The 16,651-nt window shown below is 45.4% G+C and carries 13 protein-coding genes and 1 tRNA gene; 7 read left to right on the top strand and 7 right to left on the bottom strand.

Annotation, left to right across the window (positions count from 1 at the left end):
• Positions 1-31: 31 nt before the first annotated feature.
• Complete coding sequence (locus tag MD536_RS14710; protein WP_239601443.1) at positions 32-430, bottom strand: type III secretion system chaperone family protein; 399 nt, start codon at positions 428-430, stop codon at positions 32-34.
• A gap of 94 nt (positions 431-524) precedes the next feature.
• On the opposite strand from MD536_RS14710, the gene MD536_RS14705 reads away from it, so the two are divergent.
• The gene (locus tag MD536_RS14705; protein WP_239601442.1) at positions 525-1,202 is read left to right on the top strand and encodes a helix-turn-helix domain-containing protein; all 678 of its coding nucleotides are present in this window, start codon (positions 525-527) and stop codon (positions 1,200-1,202) included.
• A 36-nt stretch (positions 1,203-1,238) separates the two neighbouring features.
• On the opposite strand, the gene MD536_RS14700 is transcribed toward MD536_RS14705, so the two are convergent.
• Positions 1,239-1,320: transfer RNA gene (locus MD536_RS14700), tRNA-Leu, on the bottom strand.
• A 192-nt stretch (positions 1,321-1,512) separates the two neighbouring features.
• Between MD536_RS14700 and MD536_RS14695 the strand changes: the two genes are divergently transcribed.
• The 6 genes from MD536_RS14695 to MD536_RS14670 all read left to right on the top strand — a co-directional run bounded on the left by MD536_RS14695 (position 1,513) and on the right by MD536_RS14670 (position 11,596).
• Positions 1,513-3,750: a RelA/SpoT family protein gene (locus tag MD536_RS14695; protein ID WP_239601440.1), complete on the top strand. Its 2,238-nt coding sequence runs from the start codon at positions 1,513-1,515 to the stop codon at positions 3,748-3,750.
• Between the two features lie 196 nt (positions 3,751-3,946).
• A complete protein-coding gene (locus MD536_RS14690; RefSeq protein ID WP_239601438.1) occupies positions 3,947-6,922 on the top strand; it encodes a SusC/RagA family TonB-linked outer membrane protein in 2,976 nt (991 codons plus the stop codon).
• A gap of 11 nt (positions 6,923-6,933) precedes the next feature.
• Positions 6,934-8,340 (top strand): RagB/SusD family nutrient uptake outer membrane protein, encoded by a 1,407-nt coding sequence (locus tag MD536_RS14685; RefSeq protein ID WP_239601436.1) that lies wholly within the window; start codon positions 6,934-6,936, stop codon positions 8,338-8,340.
• Between the two features lie 162 nt (positions 8,341-8,502).
• Positions 8,503-9,765, top strand: coding sequence for an adenylosuccinate synthase (locus tag MD536_RS14680; RefSeq protein ID WP_239601434.1), 1,263 nt, complete (start codon positions 8,503-8,505; stop codon positions 9,763-9,765).
• Between the two features lie 86 nt (positions 9,766-9,851).
• Entirely contained in the window at positions 9,852-10,283 is a 432-nt protein-coding gene (locus MD536_RS14675) for a hypothetical protein (protein WP_239601432.1), read from the top strand.
• 116 nt (positions 10,284-10,399) lie between these two features.
• Positions 10,400-11,596: an anthranilate synthase component I family protein gene (locus tag MD536_RS14670; protein ID WP_239601430.1), complete on the top strand. Its 1,197-nt coding sequence runs from the start codon at positions 10,400-10,402 to the stop codon at positions 11,594-11,596.
• A gap of 13 nt (positions 11,597-11,609) precedes the next feature.
• On the opposite strand, the gene MD536_RS14665 is transcribed toward MD536_RS14670, so the two are convergent.
• From MD536_RS14665 to rny, 5 genes are all read right to left on the bottom strand, one after another.
• Positions 11,610-12,695: a lytic transglycosylase domain-containing protein gene (locus MD536_RS14665; protein WP_239601429.1), complete on the bottom strand. Its 1,086-nt coding sequence runs from the start codon at positions 12,693-12,695 to the stop codon at positions 11,610-11,612.
• 81 nt (positions 12,696-12,776) lie between these two features.
• Positions 12,777-14,207, bottom strand: coding sequence for an Asp-tRNA(Asn)/Glu-tRNA(Gln) amidotransferase subunit GatA (gene gatA / locus MD536_RS14660; RefSeq protein WP_239601427.1), 1,431 nt, complete (start codon positions 14,205-14,207; stop codon positions 12,777-12,779).
• Between the two features lie 44 nt (positions 14,208-14,251).
• Entirely contained in the window at positions 14,252-14,476 is a 225-nt protein-coding gene (locus MD536_RS14655) for a Sec-independent protein translocase subunit TatA/TatB (protein ID WP_234867059.1), read from the bottom strand.
• 107 nt (positions 14,477-14,583) lie between these two features.
• Positions 14,584-14,943 (bottom strand): 50S ribosomal protein L19, encoded by a 360-nt coding sequence (gene rplS, locus MD536_RS14650; protein ID WP_234867058.1) that lies wholly within the window; start codon positions 14,941-14,943, stop codon positions 14,584-14,586.
• 72 nt (positions 14,944-15,015) lie between these two features.
• On the bottom strand, positions 15,016-16,581 hold the full coding sequence (gene rny / locus MD536_RS14645) for a ribonuclease Y (RefSeq protein WP_239601426.1): 1,566 nt from the start codon (positions 16,579-16,581) through the stop codon (positions 15,016-15,018).
• Positions 16,582-16,651 lie beyond the last annotated feature (70 nt).

Genomic DNA, 16,651 nt, shown 5'->3' with positions numbered 1-16,651 from the left:
ACAGTTTTGAATATGATAAAATCAGTTATTGCTACCGCTTTGAAAAATCAATGATTTGGTCTGCATATTCACTGAGCAGAAGTCCCAGTGAATTGATCGCTCCTTCAAACTCATTGAAATTTATATGCTCCAGTTGCATGGTATACCGAAACAACACTTTATTGCCTTCTTCATTTATAACAAATGCGCCATGTATAGTATCCCTGTTTTTCTGCAGCAGTTGTTTGAACATATCACAATGGTCCTGCTGGAAGGAAAACAGAAACTGCTCCATAATCAGGATCGGAGGTGCAATACCGATGATCAGGTTGTGGATGCCGTCTGCGGGATTATCAATCTTCAGTATGCCCTGTTGCTCGTTTCGATACAGAATCCTGCAGTCCAACTGCCGGGTAAAGGCTTCAATTTGTTCTATATAATGATTTGCCATGCTCAGAAGGTTCCTAACAAATCTACTGAAAAAAATAAAAAATGCAAAAAAAATTGGCATAAAGATAAAAAGAATATCACTTATCTTTGAGTGAATGACGAGGATCGGCGCCAATATTAAAAAAATTAGAACAGCCAAAGGGCTAAGCCAATTGGCATTTGCCGAATTATTTGAACTCACCCGGGGAAATATCTCTTCCTATGAAGAGAACAGGGCGGAACCCCGACTTGAAACTGCACTTCGTATTGCCAATTATTTTTGCATACCTCTTGAGGCCTTTATTACCCGAACCCTGACTATCAACGAAATACTGCAATTCAATGGCGATAAACTGCTGGAAGAAGAACAGCGGCTCCTTCAAATGCAACTAAGACAGGTTCCTTTTCTTAGCGAAACGATCTTTTTAAAAGCTTCCTACCGCGAAATAAAGTTTACAGAGCTGGACATTTTCCCCAAACTGACACTGCCGGAACTTAATTATCACTCCCTGCTGGCGGTTTCGTATCAATCAACTATGGTACATCATAGTTCATTTTCAGGGTATCAACCAAGGGATGTACTGGTTTTTGAAGCAGTTTCAGAAGAAAATTTCCATCTCTGTATTGGGAAAAAGGGACTTTTTCTGACTGATCAGGAACTTATCCTTGGGAATTTTGAATGGCAGGATGAACAGCTTTTATTCGTGCTGAATGAGCTACGGAAATTGCCGGTGAAACCTGGCCCTGAAACCGGCTTTTGGAAACTGGTAGCCGTATACCAGCATCTGATATAAAAAAAGCGATCGTTCATTGAACGATCGCTTCGTTTGTGCGGGCGATAGGAGTCGAACCTACATGCCTCGCGGCGCCAGATCCTAAGTCTGGTGCGTCTGCCAGTTTCGCCACGCCCGCTTCTCTCACGTCTCACGTCTCACGTCTCACGTCTCACGTCTCACGTCTCACGTCTCACGTCTCACGTCTCACGTCTCACGTCTCACGTCCCCTCAGGGGCTGCAAATGTAGTGGTTTTCACCAATAAAAGAAAACATCCTTCTTTTCTTTAAATTCGTACTGTTTATTATATTGATAAGGAGCAAGTAATGTATGGAAACAGTAGCGGTGATACCGAAATATAATCTTACTGAAGAGCAGGAAAAGAAGTTGATCTTGAGGGAATACCGGGCTTTGCTCCGATGCCTTAAACCAAAACTCAAACCCGGCGATAAGGAACTGGTTCGCATAGCTTTTGAGATGGCTGCCGATGCACATAAAACCATGCGTCGCAAAAGCGGGGAACCCTATATCCTGCACCCCCTTGCAGTAGCGAGGATCTGCGTGGAAGAAATAGGACTGGGAGTCCGTTCTACCATTTGTTCCCTCTTGCATGATACGGTTGAAGATACTGATATCACTCTTGATGATATTGAACGGCAATTTGGGTCCGAGATCGCCCGTATTGTAGATGGCCTAACCAAAATCGCCAATGTAATTGATGTGAACGCTTCTCAGCAGGCAGAAAATTTTAAAAAAATCCTGCTTACGCTTACCGATGATCCCCGTGTAATTCTAATCAAATTATCCGATCGCCTGCACAACATGCGCACCCTTGAGAGCATGAAGCGGGAAAAACAACTCAAAATCGCTTCGGAAACGGTTTACGTTTATTCACCGCTTGCACATCGAATGGGGCTCTATACCATTAAAACGGAGATGGAAGACCTTGCCATGAAATACATGGAACCCGATGTGTACAAAGAGATAGCCCGTAAACTGGCAGAAACTAAAAGAGAACGCACCCGTTATATCAATGAATTCATCCGTCCGCTTCGGGAGAATATGGAAAAAAGCGGCTTCAATTTTGAAATTCACGGCCGCCCTAAAAGTATTCATAGTATCTGGAATAAGATGAAGAAAAAAGGAGTCAGCTTCGAGGAAGTATATGATCTCTTTGCGATACGAGTTATTCTGGATTCACCCACAGAACGGGAGAAAGAAGATTGCTGGAAAGTGTACTCCATGATCACCGATGAATACACCCCATCACCCGAGCGGCTTCGCGACTGGCTCAGCAATCCCAAAAGCAATGGCTATGAAGCCCTCCATACCACTGTGATGGGGCCGCAGGGAAAATGGGTGGAAGTACAGATTCGTACGAAACGCATGAACGAGATCGCTGAGAAAGGACTGGCCGCGCATTGGAAATACAAGGAGGGGGCAGCAGATGAAAGCCGTTTTGATAAATGGTTTCACCAGATCCGCGAAGTGCTGCAAACACCCGATAACGATTCTGTCGATTTTTTACAGGATTTCAAAACCAGTTTTCTGGCAGAAGAGATTTATGTGTATACGCCCAAAGGTGATGTGAAAATGCTGCCTGTAGGCTCAACAGCGCTTGATTTCGCCTTCTCCATACATTCGGCTGTGGGTGCCCGTTGTATTGGTGCCAAAGTAAATCATAAACTGGTTCCGCTTAGTCATAAACTCAGAAGCGGTGATCAGATCGAGATCATTACTTCCAATAAACAGAAGCCTTCGGAAGATTGGCTCAACTTTGTAGTAACTGCCAAAGCTAAAACCAAGATCAAGGATGCCCTGAAGGAAGAGAAAAGGAAAATTGCAGAGGATGGTAAATACATTGTACAACGGAAGTTGGAAGGAATGGGAGCCGGTTTCTCCACCCACAATACGGAGATACTAGCAGAGTTTTACAAGCAACCTTCACTGCTCGATTTTTTCTACCAGGTGGCTACCCGTGGGATCGATTTGAAAGAATTATCAGAATTCAATGTGCTGGGTGATAAACTGGAAGCGCCCAAACCAGTAAAACCGGTAGAAGAAAAAAATGAGCATCCCACCATCAGTGATTTCTCCAAAAAAGATACAGAACTGATCATCTTCGGGGAAAGCAGTGATAAGATTATGTACAATCTGGCAAATTGCTGCAAGCCGATTCCGGGTGATGATGTATTTGGTTTTGTAACCACCGGAAAAGGACTTACTATTCATCGTACCAATTGTCCAAATGCATCCAAGCTACTTGCGAATTATGGTCATAGAGTAGTGAAAACAAAATGGGCAAAAAATAAAGAGATTTCTTTCCTGACCGGACTCAATATCATTGGCCTTGATGATGTGGGGGTTGTAAACAAAATCACGAACCTGATTTCGGGTGAAATGAAAATCAATATCAGTGCGCTGTCCATTGAAGCGAAAGAAGGTATCTTCAGAGGTGCTATCAAAGTATTCGTTCATGATAAGGAAGAACTAGATGAGTTGGTTGCCCGCCTGAAAGCACTGAGTGGTATTCACAGTGTGGATCGTTTCGATGCAGAATTAAGCTGATTTTTTGGTTCACGATAAGATGGTCTCAAATTGTTTGGGGTCTTGATAAGCACAATCTTTTCAAGGCCCTTTTTTCGTGATGAGTGGTAAGATTTCTCTGCAACGCTTCCGGTTTGCAAGCAGTCAGTGTCCCCGTTATCGTCTTAACAATTTATTAATTGTTGAGGCATTGTAAACACCAAATCAAAATGAATTCATGAGAAGATTTTTCGGGACCTGGCTGCCTGTCCTGCTGGGACTGGTATTGCCACTGCTGGCTGCTGCACAGCAAACTGTGAAAGGCAGGATTACAGATCCTGCAGGAAACCCATTGCAGGGCGCTACCGTACAGGTGAGAGGCGCACAAACATCCACCCAATCAGATGAAAACGGAAATTTTACCATTTCGGTGCCTGCAGGCTCCAACCGGTTGGAAGTATCCTTTGTTGGATTTCAAACCCAGGTAGTTTCCATCCGTTCAGGAGAACTGCTTATTCAATTAAAAGAGGATGACTCCAATTTAAATGAAGTAGTAGTAACCGGATTGGCATCAACCATCAAGAAATCAAATGCTGCCAACTCGGTGGCCAGAATCAGTGCCAAAGAGCTTACTGGTTCCACTCGTCCGCCTACCCTGGATGGTGCAATCAGTGGAAAGATTCCCGGCGCACAGATTACTGCTAACTCTGGTGCACCCGGAGGTGGCGTGAGTATACGCTTAAGAGGTGTATCTACCGTTGCTGGTTCATCCCAACCATTATTCGTGATAGATGGTGTTATTGTTAACAACGATCAGTTTGCAACGGGAACGGGTACCCGCGCATTTACCGGTGCCACCGGCCTCGATGCCGGTACACAAGACCAGGCTCCGAACCGGATTGCGGATATCAATCCGGCTGATATTGAAAGTGTGGAAGTGCTGAAGGGGCCTTCCGCTTCTGCAATTTATGGTTCAAGGGCGGGCGCAGGCGTGATTGTAATAACTACCAAAAGAGGTAAAACCGGTAAAGCACGTATTACCATCAATCAGGATGCAGGGTTTACCAAAGCCAGCAAATTCCTGGGATCATCCGACTGGTCGAGAGAAAAGATCCAGACCTATGGTGGCGCATATAATATTTCCGAAGAGGACGCACTTGATCTTTTTGATGCCGCCAATGGCCGTACCTGGGATTATGAAAAAATGGTCTGGGGTCATACTGGAAAAATCAACAATACCAGCCTGAATGTGTCGGGCGGAAACGATCGTACCCGTTACTATATCGCAGGATCTTACCAGCGGGAAACCGGTATTCAGAAAAAAACCGGCTATACCCGGAAATCCTTTCGAATGAACCTGGATCACAAGCTGACGGACCGGATCGATTTTAAAGTGAGCAGTAATTTTATCAATTCCTATGCAAGCAGAGGTTTTACAGGAAATGACAATAACGGTGTTTCATTAACCTACCACCTGCCGTACATCCCTAATTTCCTGGATATCGCTCGTCGGCCAGATGGATCCTATCCATTGATTCCAGGCCGCGCTCAGAACCCGATGGAAATTGTGGATCGTGCGGAGAATATTGAAAAAACCAATCGCTTTCTAAATTCCGGGGAGATGAACATCAAGCTGCTTTCCAGGGGTAAGTCAACCCTCAAGTTAGGTCTGCGTGGTGGCGTTGACTTCCTGGTATCCGAGCCAACCGTTTATTTACCGGAAGATCTGCAACTGATGCGGGAAGCAGCATTGAAAGGCGCAATTCGTTTGACTACGAATAAATCCCGCTATACCTATATGCAGGCAGGACTCAATTTCAATACCACCGTTGGCAAAAACCTCGAACTCACCACAGGACTTGTATTCCTGCGCGATGATCAGCGGACGGATCAATCCTATATACAGGGAGAAGGCTTATTGCCAGCCCAACGTAACCCCAGTATAGCACAGCGGGTAACTTCGGGCAATATCATCAACCGCAGTAGCGTGGTAGCATTTGATGCCAGCCAGGAATTGAACTGGGACGATAAGATCATTGGAAGGGTAGGAGTAAGAGCAGATAAATCAACTTTGTCCGGACTCAATTTTGACAAATACTATTATTACCCAAGGGCTGCCGTTGCAATCAACGTAGCGAATTTCGGTTTCTGGAATTCTAATGTCATAACGCAGGTGAAACCACGTGCCGCTTATGGTGAAGCTTCCGGATTCCCTTCTTTTGATGCTGTGTATTCCAATCTGCTGGGGGTCAACTATGGAGGAGAGCTTGGCTCCATACCGCCTACCTTACTTGGATTGAGTGCACTGGACCCTGAACGTGCACAGGAAATCGAATTCGGTCTGGACCTGGGATTCCTGCAAAATCGTATTACTCTTGAAGCAACCTGGTATAGTAAAAAAGTGAAAGACTTTTTATATCCCTATACTCTTGCACCTGGTACCGGCGTAACCTCCATCAAACTGTTCCCGGTAGGAGACCTTGTAAACAAGGGTATAGAGATTGGTCTGAATGCACAGATCATCAAGCGAGCCAACTTCGACTGGAGCAGCTCCATTCAATTCTGGAATAACCGGACAGAAGTTACCCGCCTCGCAATTCCGCCTTCTTATGTAGCGAGTTCCGGTTTCGGTACCTATGGCAGAAAACGAATCGCACTCGGAACTTCGCCCACAGCATGGTGGGGGGTGGATACTGCCGGAAATACCGTTCGCTACAAAGATTACCAGCCTGATTTTCAGTTAAGCTGGAATAACAATATCCGCTTTGCGAAAAACTTTGATTTCAATATGCTTTGGCATACCAGTCAGGGTGGTTACAATGCCTCCCTTACCCGCTTGCTGAAAGATGAGGGAGGTACTACTAAAGACTGGAGCACGATAGGTAAATCCGGAGATCCGGTAGGCATTGAACGCCAGGGCTCAGAGATCACCAATTTCGTTTTTGACGCGAGTTATATCCGCCTCCGGGAATTGGGTCTGTATTATACGGTTCCAACAAAGTTCCTGGAGTCTGGCTTCGGAAAAGTGATACAAAGTGTACGACTGGGATTCTCTGCGCAGAACCTGGTAACCATTACCGATTACTACGGGTACGACCCGGAAGTTTCCAACTTCAATACAGGTAACGCCGGTGGTGCGCTTACTGGTGGTGTTGACCTGGCCCCCTTCCCGCTTGCCAAGCGCTATTTCTTTCACCTCAATATCGGATTATAAAATTGATAGTAATGATGAAACGAATTTATAAAAGCCAGTTGCTTGTATTGGCCCTGGCAGCGGTACAATTGAGTTCCTGTACCAAAACGGATTATGTTCCCAATCCCAATGCACCAACCCAGGAATCGGTATTGAGAAATGCCACCCGACAGCAGATCAGCCAGTTGGGAGTAGGTGTTCAGTCGGTTATGCGGGATGGTGTCTTCTCCTTTCGGGCCTGGTCAGGTTCCATCGGTCGTGAAGTAGTGTATTTTGCTCAGACGGAAAGCCGCTATTACCGGGAGCTGCAGGGAGAAATTCCACTGGATGCAGCCGGTATTATGTATGGCTGGTATTCGAATTTCAATCAAACCCGTCGCCGGGCTGAAATCATGCTGCAGTCTGCTGCCAACACTGCAGCTTTATCAGATACTGAAAAAGCTGCCGCGAAAGGTTTCGGTAAAACTGTTCAGGCCTATGTTATGCTGAACTGTCTGAACATGATGGGGGCCAATGGAATCCGGACCAGCTTTTCGGATCTGAGTACAGAAGGCGATCTGCTGAAACCGGGTTGTTTTAAGAACTATACAGAATCCCTCACCTACCTGAAAGGACTGGCAGATGAAGGTCTGGCTGCCCTGGAGCAGGCTGGTACTGCTGAGTTTCCTTTCCCAATGGTAGATGGATGGGGTGATCTTGCAACCATTGGTGGATTCAAGCAATTCAATCGTGCTGTTGCAGCCCGCATTGCCCTTTATCAGCAGGACTGGAATACCCTGGAAACCACCCTCAATCAGTCGTTCCTGGATCTCGATGGAGATTTGAATGTTGGACCGACTTTCCTTTATTCAACCATACTGGGTGATGAAACCAATCCCATCTGGCGCAGTATTGAAAACAACAGTACACCGATTCTGGTGCAGTCTGATTTTGTTCCCGAGGCAGAAGCGGGCGATAAAAGGGTCTTCGGAGCCAGCATGGCAGAAGGAGGAACGGCAAGAGTTCGGCAGCGTACCACTGCTACTGCACCACCGGATTATCCTCTCATGACCCATGAAGTACAGATGTTTGCAACGAATACTTCACCGGTTAAATTTCTTCGCAATGAAGAATTGATCCTGATGTATGCAGAAGCAAAACTGCAAAAAGATGAACTGGCTGCGGCAGTTACAGCGCTGGATTATATTCGCACACAAAATGGTTTGGCTGCATTGGCCATTGCAAAACCGGGTACCATCGGAAATAAGAATGCCCTGATTGATGAGCTGCTGCACCAACGCCGGTATTCCCTGTTCATGGAAGGGCATCGCTGGTTTGATATGCGACGCTACAATAAGCTGAATACGCTGCCACTTGATAAACCTTCACATTCGGTATTTGAAAAATTTCACATACCTCGTGCTGAAGCCGACTGGGATAGTGTAAACCCTTGTCAATAAAGCGGGTAAGAGTTTTTGGTTATACTAATAATTTGATAGTCGGAAGAATCCCGAAAGGTGGATTTCTTCCGACTTTTTTTATTTCCCGAATCAGGTTTTTTATTTGAGTCTGATCCACCTATTTTTGCTGCCTGATTACAAGCAAGCAGTCAAATTATAAAAATGGTAGATGCAATTTTAGGCCTCCAGTGGGGCGATGAAGGGAAGGGGAAAATTGTTGATTATTTCGCTCCTCAATACGATATCATCGCGCGCTTCCAGGGAGGCCCGAACGCCGGACATACGCTCTATGTAGAGGGTAAAAAAGTAGTATTACACCAGATCCCTTCCGGAGTATTTCATGAAAATACCATCAATCTGATCGGCAATGGTGTGGTGCTGGATCCGGTAACTCTGAAAAGAGAATGTGAAACGGTAAAAAGTTTTGGGGTGGATGTACGTAAGAATATGTTTATCTCTCATCGCACGCACCTGATCCTGCCTACACATCGTGCATTGGATAAGGCTTCTGAATTGCAAAAAGGAAACGATAAGATCGGCTCTACTTTGAAAGGTATTGGTCCTGCATATATGGATAAAACCGGTAGAAATGGTTTGCGTGTGGGAGACCTGCTCGATAAAAACTTTACCACTTCCTATATCCGTTTACGGCTGAAGCACCAGCGTTTGCTGGATAATTTTAATTTCCAGGAAGATATCACTGCCTGGGAGGAAGAATTCTTTGAAGCAATTGAATTCCTGCGCAGCCTGAACGTGGTGAATGGCGAATATTTCATCAATGAACAAATGGCAGCTGGTAAAAAAGTACTGGCAGAAGGAGCCCAGGGCAGTATGCTGGATATTGATTTCGGTACCTTCCCCTTCGTAACTTCATCCAACACTACTACCTCGGGTGTATGCAATGGTCTGGGTGTAGCACCGCAAAAAATCCGTGAAGTGATGGGGGTAACAAAAGCTTATTGTACACGTGTAGGCGGAGGACCATTCCCAACTGAGCTGATGGATGAAACCGGTGAAGAATTGCGCAAACTGGGCAATGAATTTGGGGCAACTACCGGACGTCCCCGTCGTTGTGGATGGATTGACCTGGTAGCCCTTAAATATGCCTGTATGATCAATGGTGTTACCAAAGTAATTATGACCAAGGCGGATGTTTTGGACCAATTCAAGGAACTCCAGGTTTGTACGGCTTATGAAGTGGATGGTAAGGAAACACCTTATATCCCATTCCAGATGACCCGTCACCAGATCAAACCTGTACTGAAGGCATTAGCAGGATGGAACCAGGATACCAGCCAGTTGAAAAATCCGGCGGATTTACCTGCATCCATGAAAGAATATGTCTCCTTCATCAATAAGTTTGTTGGAGCAGACGTTAGTCATATTTCTAATGGACCTGGTCGCGATCAGATTGTTACCTTATAAATCTGGTAAGCGCTAAAAATTATTAGTTGAAAATTTGGCTATTTAACAAGAACGCTGAAAATTTACAATGTAATCCCTTTTGTGCTATGGCTGCTAAATCTGATAAGGAAAAAAAGACTACCCCGAAGGCTTCGTCCAGTGATGAGCCGGTAAAGAAAACTTCTTCTAAATCCAAGAAAAAAATGGAAGACGAGGAGGATGAGTTGGAAGATGAGGAGGAAACTCCAAAAGCTTCCAAGAAAGCATCCAAATCGGCAAAATCCAAAAAAGACGAGGATGACGAGGAGGAGGAAGAAGATACGGATGATCTGGAGGATGATGATTGGGAAAAGGTAGAGGAAGAGGACGATTGGGATCCTGATTTTGAGGAATTTGATCTGCCTAAATCAAAAACCAAAAAAAGTACCGGAACCAAGAAGCCTGGTAAAGAAGAGGATGATCTGGGTCTTGATGATGATTTTAAAGATCTTGATTTATTCAATGACACCGGCTTCGACGATGAAGAGGACGACTTCTAATGTTAACTGAAATATTGCTGCACGGCAGAACATTCAGGGCATACGCCATTGAACAACTGTCAGCACTGAAAATTCAAATGTTGAACTGGGCCAGCCCGTTCAACATTTGTTGCTTTATGGACAATCATGGTTACCAGGAAAACCTGCATAGCTATGAATGCCTTTTAGCAGCCGGTTCATGGAAGAATATCTCAGAAAAGGCAGGAACTGCGTTGCCTGCGCTCCGTCAATTTCTACAGGAGACATCCGACTGGACTTTTGGCCACCTCGGTTTTGGCATGAAAGCGGAAACCATGCAAAGTGGTACACAACTGCCTGATCCGATTGGATTTGCCGATTGCTGTTTTTTTGTGCCGGATACACTTCTGCTCGTAAGAGAGAACAAGGTATTGATCAGTAGTTATTCTATGGAAACTGAGCTGGTTTACCGGCAGATCATGGATACTCCGATTCAACCGGACACTCAGATTCCTTCAGCAACTCTTGAGGCAGCGATGAGCGCTCAAGATTACATCCGGAGAGTAGAAGCATTAAAAGCGCATATCCATCGGGGTGACTGTTATGAAATAAATTTCTGCCAGGAGTTCCGGGCGAAAAATACCGTCATTGATCCCGTTGTTGTTTTTAATAAATTGGTTTCGATTTCACCCAATCCCTATTCTGTTTTCTACAAATGGGAAAACCGCTTTCTGATGTGTGCAAGTCCGGAGCGATTCTTCAAAATGGAGGGTGGCAAAATCTGGTCTCAACCCATCAAAGGAACAGCTCCCCGCTTTAAGGATCCGGAAAAAGATGCGCGTTCCGCTAAAGAACTTGTAGCCAGTGAAAAAGAACGTTCGGAAAATGTGATGGTGGTTGACCTGGTGAGAAATGATTTGTCCATGATCTGTAAACCCGGCACTGTAAAGGTGGATGAACTTTTTGGAATTTACAGTTTTCCACAGGTGCATCAGATGATCTCTACCATTTCCGGCCAATTGCAGGATGGTGTTGACCTGGTGGACGTATTGCAGGCAACATTCCCAATGGGATCTATGACAGGTGCGCCCAAAAAGCGGGTATTGGAATTAGTTGAAGCGTATGAACTGGTTCAACGTGGGATATTTTCCGGTGCCGTGGGTTATTGTACATCGGATGGCAGTGCTGATTTTAATGTGGTTATCAGAAGCCTCATGTATAATCAGGAAGACAGGTATTTATCCTGCCAGGTTGGCTCCGGCATTACCTGGTATGCGGATGCAGCCAGAGAATACGAGGAGTGCCTGCTTAAAGTGGAAGCTATCCGCAAAGCACTGGAGTCAACAACGAAATAAGCCAACTGCTTAATTATTTACCCGGACTGCTCATGACAGCGGTGGAGGACAGTAGCAACTGGACAGATTCCTGTAGGATGGAATATTTGTGGGCATTGAATAATTCCATTTTATCTGCCGGTAATTTCATTTCATATGCATTCCCAGATGTAGACATAACGCGATCAAAGTCTGGATTGTAACGATTGAAATCGGTTATGTCCATCATTATATGCTTGGCAATAACAACAGATTGATATTTTCCGGCAACAGATTGAGAACGTGCGGAAGCTTCTTCTTCCTGAGTGAGTTTCCTGGTGTAAGCGTAGAGCCCATCTCCATAATGGTCGCGGGTTTCTGCTTTGGTTAATGTGGTGAGTCCTCCTTGTCCTTCAAACACATAATGGGTGCCAATAAATTTCTTTACGTGCTTTCTGGTTTCTGCAGGCAGGTGGTACTGAAGATCCCAGAAATTGCGGCTGCCACTGCGGGCAATGGCTTTTTGTACATTACCCGGACCTGCATTATAGGCTGCAATCACCAGTAGCCAGTCGCCATATATTTTATACAGATCTTTAAGGTATTTGGCTGCCGCGTGGGTACTTTTTACATAGTTGGTACGCTCATCAACTGATTTATTCACTTTGAGTCCCAGTCGGATGGCGGTACCCCGCATGAACTGCCAGGGACCAACGGCCCCTGCATGGGAAACGGCGTTTGATTTCAATTTGGATTCAATTACAGCCAGGTACTTCAATTCCCTTGGTAATCCATATTGGAGCATGATGCCATCCATCATATTGAAATAGGGTAGTGCCCATTCTTTCATGGCATGTAAGGATTTACCATAGGACTCAATATAATCCTGTACAAAACTGACTGCTCTTGGATTCAGTTTGGGAGAGCCGATGGTAGTACCGGTTTCTTCGAAAAGATTTCTAATGGTAGAGGGGGTTTCCATCTCGACCGCTGTTGATGCAATAGCCGGTTGAGTGGATTTATTTATTATGGAGGTATCAACACTGGTTTTCTCAGGTACGATGGACTGATCCGCTTTTTGGGCGAATCCACTTGTTAGGGTACCGAAAAACAGGCATCCCGCCAACAGAAATTGTTTCATGTTCCAGACTTTGGTTAACAACTAAAACAGTTTCTCACAGAGATTTTTGGCGCATTTTCAAGGGATGGACAGATACATTTGCTACACCAGTGACGCTGAAACCTGGAGCAAAGATAGCTCCTCAAATCGGTTTGTCATAACCTGGAGGCTAAATGGCATGCCATTACTGTGCCAAAAAATTGGGAGGGAGATTGCCGGAAGTCCTGTCAGATTGGCAAAAACGGTGTAAATATCACCGAGATACATGGCGATTGGGTCGTCTTTTTTCTCGCCGAAACGGAAAGCCGGAGTTGGCGCGGTTGGACCTAAAATTGCATCAAAGTCTTTGAATATCAATTGTGTTTGGTCAAATAACCGGCGTCTTACTTGTTGGGCTTTGGTAAAGTATGCATCGTAGTATCCGGCGCTCAGTACAAAGCTTCCAAGCAGGATGCGACGCCTGACTTCGGGACCAAATCCTTCGGATCGGTTTTGTGCATAAAAATCTGCTAAATCCTCCACCGGCTGCTTTGTGCGGTGACCATACCGAACGCCGTCAAAGCGGGAGAGGTTGGAAGAAGCTTCAGCAGTGGTAAGTATATAATAGGTTGGAACAATATAATCCAGCAATGGGAATTCGACAGCTTCTATCTGGTGACCTGCTGTTTTCAGGACTTCGAATTTATTGAGTAGGGCAGTTCTGATTTCCGGATCAAGGGATGGATGTTCTACTGCCTCCCGGAAATAAGCGAATCTGTAAGACTTTTCAGGTGCCTTAAGTTCTTTGGAATAGGCCGGGACCGGAGCAGGGGAGCTGGTACTATCAAAAGAATCTGCACCGGCAATTGTTTCAAGTACAAGTGCTGCATCGGCGATGTTTTTCGAAAAAATGCCCACCTGGTCGAAGGAAGAAGCATAGGCAATCAGACCATAACGGCTAATCCGGCCATAGCTGGGTTTTAATCCATAAACACCTGTAAAGTCAGCGGGTTGACGAACAGAACCTCCGGTATCGGAACCCAGGCTAACCATACAGAGTCCGGCTTGCACAGCAACCGCAGATCCACCGGAGGAACCGCCAGGAACCCGGCCATTATCAAGTGCATTGAGAGTAGGGCCAAATGCGGAATTTTCATTGGATGAACCCATGGCGAATTCATCGCAATTCAATCGGCCTATGATGATGGCTCCTGCATTCAGGAGGCGCTCTATACAGGTTGCTGAATAGGGGGCTGTAAAGCTTTCCAGCATGCGGGATGCAGCTGAAACAACATGGCCTTCATAACATAAAACATCTTTTATGCCGACCACCACACCAAAAAGAGGAGGCAAGGGTTGTCCGGTGGAATTGTTCCGGTCGAGTTGTGCTGCCCGTTCCAGTGCTTCCGCTTCGAATACTTCTATGTAGGCATTCAGATGTTGTTGCTGGCGGATTTGCTGCAAATAAAACTCCACTACTGATAAACAGGTAGTGGAGCCATCGTTTAATTCCTTATGATATTGAGCTATCGATTCAAATACAAACAATGCCACGCTAATTTCTTTGGTTCAACGCTTGCGTAACGGGAATCCAACGCTTACTGCTGGGGAGATGTGGTTTTATCTTTCTCCTTAATGCCCTGTTCAATTTCTTCTTTCACATTGTTCTTTGCATCGTTGAACTCACGGATACCACGGCCAAGCCCACGCATCAGTTCCGGAATCTTTCTTCCACCAAATAACAGCAATACCACCAGGATGATCAGGATCCACTCACTGCCTCCTGGCATTGAAATCATTAATAATTGATTAGCTACTAACATGCTAAAATTGATTTTGTAGTTTGTAAAGATACGGTTTTATAACAGCATTAGATTTGAACACAAAAAAAACCGCCAAAAGGCGGTTTGTTATTTTTAATGTGAATTGCTTATTTAGCAACTGCCATTTTCTTTTCCTTGATACGAGCACTCTTACCACTACGCTCACGCAGGAAATAGAGTTTCGCTCTGCGTACTTTACCAACTTTGTGAACCGCGATAGAATCGATGTTCGGGCTGAACAGGGGGAAAGTTCTTTCAACTCCCACACCGTCAGAGATTTTACGAACAGTAAAGGTTTGGGTAGTTCCCTGGCCCTGACGTTTGATCACATCCCCTTTAAAGCTCTGGATACGCTCCTTATTTCCTTCTACAATTTTATAATTTACAGTCACGTTATCGCCCGCTTTGAATTTAGGAAATTCTCTTTTGGGGGTTAATTGCTCGTGAACAAATGCTACTGCGTTCATGACGTTCTTTTTTTATCGGACGGCAAAGGTAAGAGAAAGATTGTGAATATTCAAAAGTAAAATAAAAAAATGCTACCTCGCTACATTCACCGCTCTCTTCTCCCTGATTACCGTTACGCGTATCTGGCCCGGGAAGGTCATTTCGGTCTGGATTTTCTGGGCAATTTCAAAGCTGAGGCGGTCACTGTCGGCATCTGTTACCTTGTCGGCTTCCACAATTACCCGTAACTCACGACCAGCCTGAATTGCATAGGCTTTTTCAACACCCTGGTAAGCCATCGCCATATTTTCAAGATCCTTAATCCGCTGCAGGTACTGCTGCATGATTTCCCTTCTGGCTCCGGGACGAGCGCCACTGATAGCGTCACAAGCCTGAACAATGGGAGAAATTACGTATTGCATTTCCATTTCATCGTGGTGGGCACCGATTGCATTCACAACCGCGGGGTTCTCACCGTATTTTTCAGCCAGTTTAGCTCCCAGCAGGGCGTGGCTCAATTCAGATTCTTCATCCGGAACTTTGCCTATATCATGAAGGAGTCCGGCTCTTTTAGCCAGTTTGGGGTTCATGCCCAGTTCGGAAGCCATGATCGCACAAAGATTTGCCACTTCGCGGCTGTGCATCAGCAGGTTCTGGCCATAAGAAGAACGGAAGCGCATTTTACCTACAATACGAACCAGTTCTTTGTGAAGGCCATGGATTCCAAGTTCAATTACGGTACGGTCGCCGATTTCCATTACCTGCTCCTCAATCTGACGGCGGGTTTTTTCCACCACTTCTTCAATACGGGCCGGGTGAATACGTCCATCTGTTACCAGTCGCTGTAAACTCAGGCGGGCAATTTCCCTGCGAAGTGGGTCAAAGGAAGACAAGATGATGGCTTCCGGGGTATCGTCTACAATGAGGTCTACACCGGTTGCGGCTTCCAGGGCGCGGATATTACGGCCTTCGCGACCGATAATCTGTCCTTTGATTTCATCACTCTCCAGGTTGAATACTGTGATTGAGTTTTCTATTGCCTGCTCAGCAGCGGTCCGCTGGATGGTTTGAATAATGATCTTGCGGGCTTCTTTATTGGCTTTTTGCTTCGCATCGTCGATGATTTCCTGCTGTACCGCAATGGCTTGGGTCTGTGCTTCCTTTTTAAGGCTTTCTACCAGCTGCGCTTTTGCTTCATCCGCCGTAAGCCCGGCAATTTTTTCCAGTCGCCGAATGTGTTCTTCCTGGTGCTTTTCCAGTTCAGTACGCTTGATGTTTACCAGCTCAATCTGGCGGTTCAGATTTTCTTTAATCGCTTCATTTTCCTTAATCTGCTTGTCCAGGTTAGATTCTTTCTGGTTGATGCTTACCTCTTTCTGCTTGGCCCTGTTTTCCAGATCGCTGAGTTTGCGATTCCGATCCAATACTTCTTTGTCGTGTTCAGCTTTTAACTGAACGAATTTTTCCTTGGCCTCCAGTATTTTTTCCTTTTTCAGGGTCTCGGCCTGTAATTGTGCATCTTTTACAATTTTCTGGGCCTGGTTTTCTGCATCGAGGATTTTTTGCTGCGTGTTTGCTTTAAAAATAAATTTTCCTGCCACTATGCCCACTACAAGTGCAAGTATGGCAACAATCAATAGTATGATGGTTTCGTTCATTGATGGATTGTTTTAATCTTTTTTCAATCGTGTCTTTCGGTCGTCTATCGCTCATAACTGGTTGAATAAG

Source organism: Flavihumibacter cheonanensis (genome assembly GCF_022352215.1).
GTDB lineage: Bacteria > Bacteroidota > Bacteroidia > Chitinophagales > Chitinophagaceae > Flavihumibacter > Flavihumibacter cheonanensis.
The sequence above is the reverse complement of the archived record's forward strand: the minus strand, read 5'-3'. Positions and strand labels throughout refer to the sequence as shown.

Coding starts and splice junctions, on each gene's coding strand:
- rny (WP_239601426.1), bottom strand. CDS start 16,581: ATGAACGAAACCATCATACTATTGATTGTTGCCATACTTGCACTTGTA.
- MD536_RS14695 (WP_239601440.1), top strand. CDS start 1,513: ATGGAAACAGTAGCGGTGATACCGAAATATAATCTTACTGAAGAGCAG.
- MD536_RS14680 (WP_239601434.1), top strand. CDS start 8,503: ATGGTAGATGCAATTTTAGGCCTCCAGTGGGGCGATGAAGGGAAGGGG.
- rplS (WP_234867058.1), bottom strand. CDS start 14,943: ATGAACGCAGTAGCATTTGTTCACGAGCAATTAACCCCCAAAAGAGAA.
- MD536_RS14690 (WP_239601438.1), top strand. CDS start 3,947: ATGAGAAGATTTTTCGGGACCTGGCTGCCTGTCCTGCTGGGACTGGTA.
- MD536_RS14710 (WP_239601443.1), bottom strand. CDS start 430: ATGGCAAATCATTATATAGAACAAATTGAAGCCTTTACCCGGCAGTTG.
- MD536_RS14705 (WP_239601442.1), top strand. CDS start 525: ATGACGAGGATCGGCGCCAATATTAAAAAAATTAGAACAGCCAAAGGG.
- MD536_RS14670 (WP_239601430.1), top strand. CDS start 10,400: ATGGACAATCATGGTTACCAGGAAAACCTGCATAGCTATGAATGCCTT.
- MD536_RS14655 (WP_234867059.1), bottom strand. CDS start 14,476: ATGTTAGTAGCTAATCAATTATTAATGATTTCAATGCCAGGAGGCAGT.
- MD536_RS14675 (WP_239601432.1), top strand. CDS start 9,852: ATGGCTGCTAAATCTGATAAGGAAAAAAAGACTACCCCGAAGGCTTCG.
- MD536_RS14665 (WP_239601429.1), bottom strand. CDS start 12,695: ATGAAACAATTTCTGTTGGCGGGATGCCTGTTTTTCGGTACCCTAACA.
- MD536_RS14685 (WP_239601436.1), top strand. CDS start 6,934: ATGATGAAACGAATTTATAAAAGCCAGTTGCTTGTATTGGCCCTGGCA.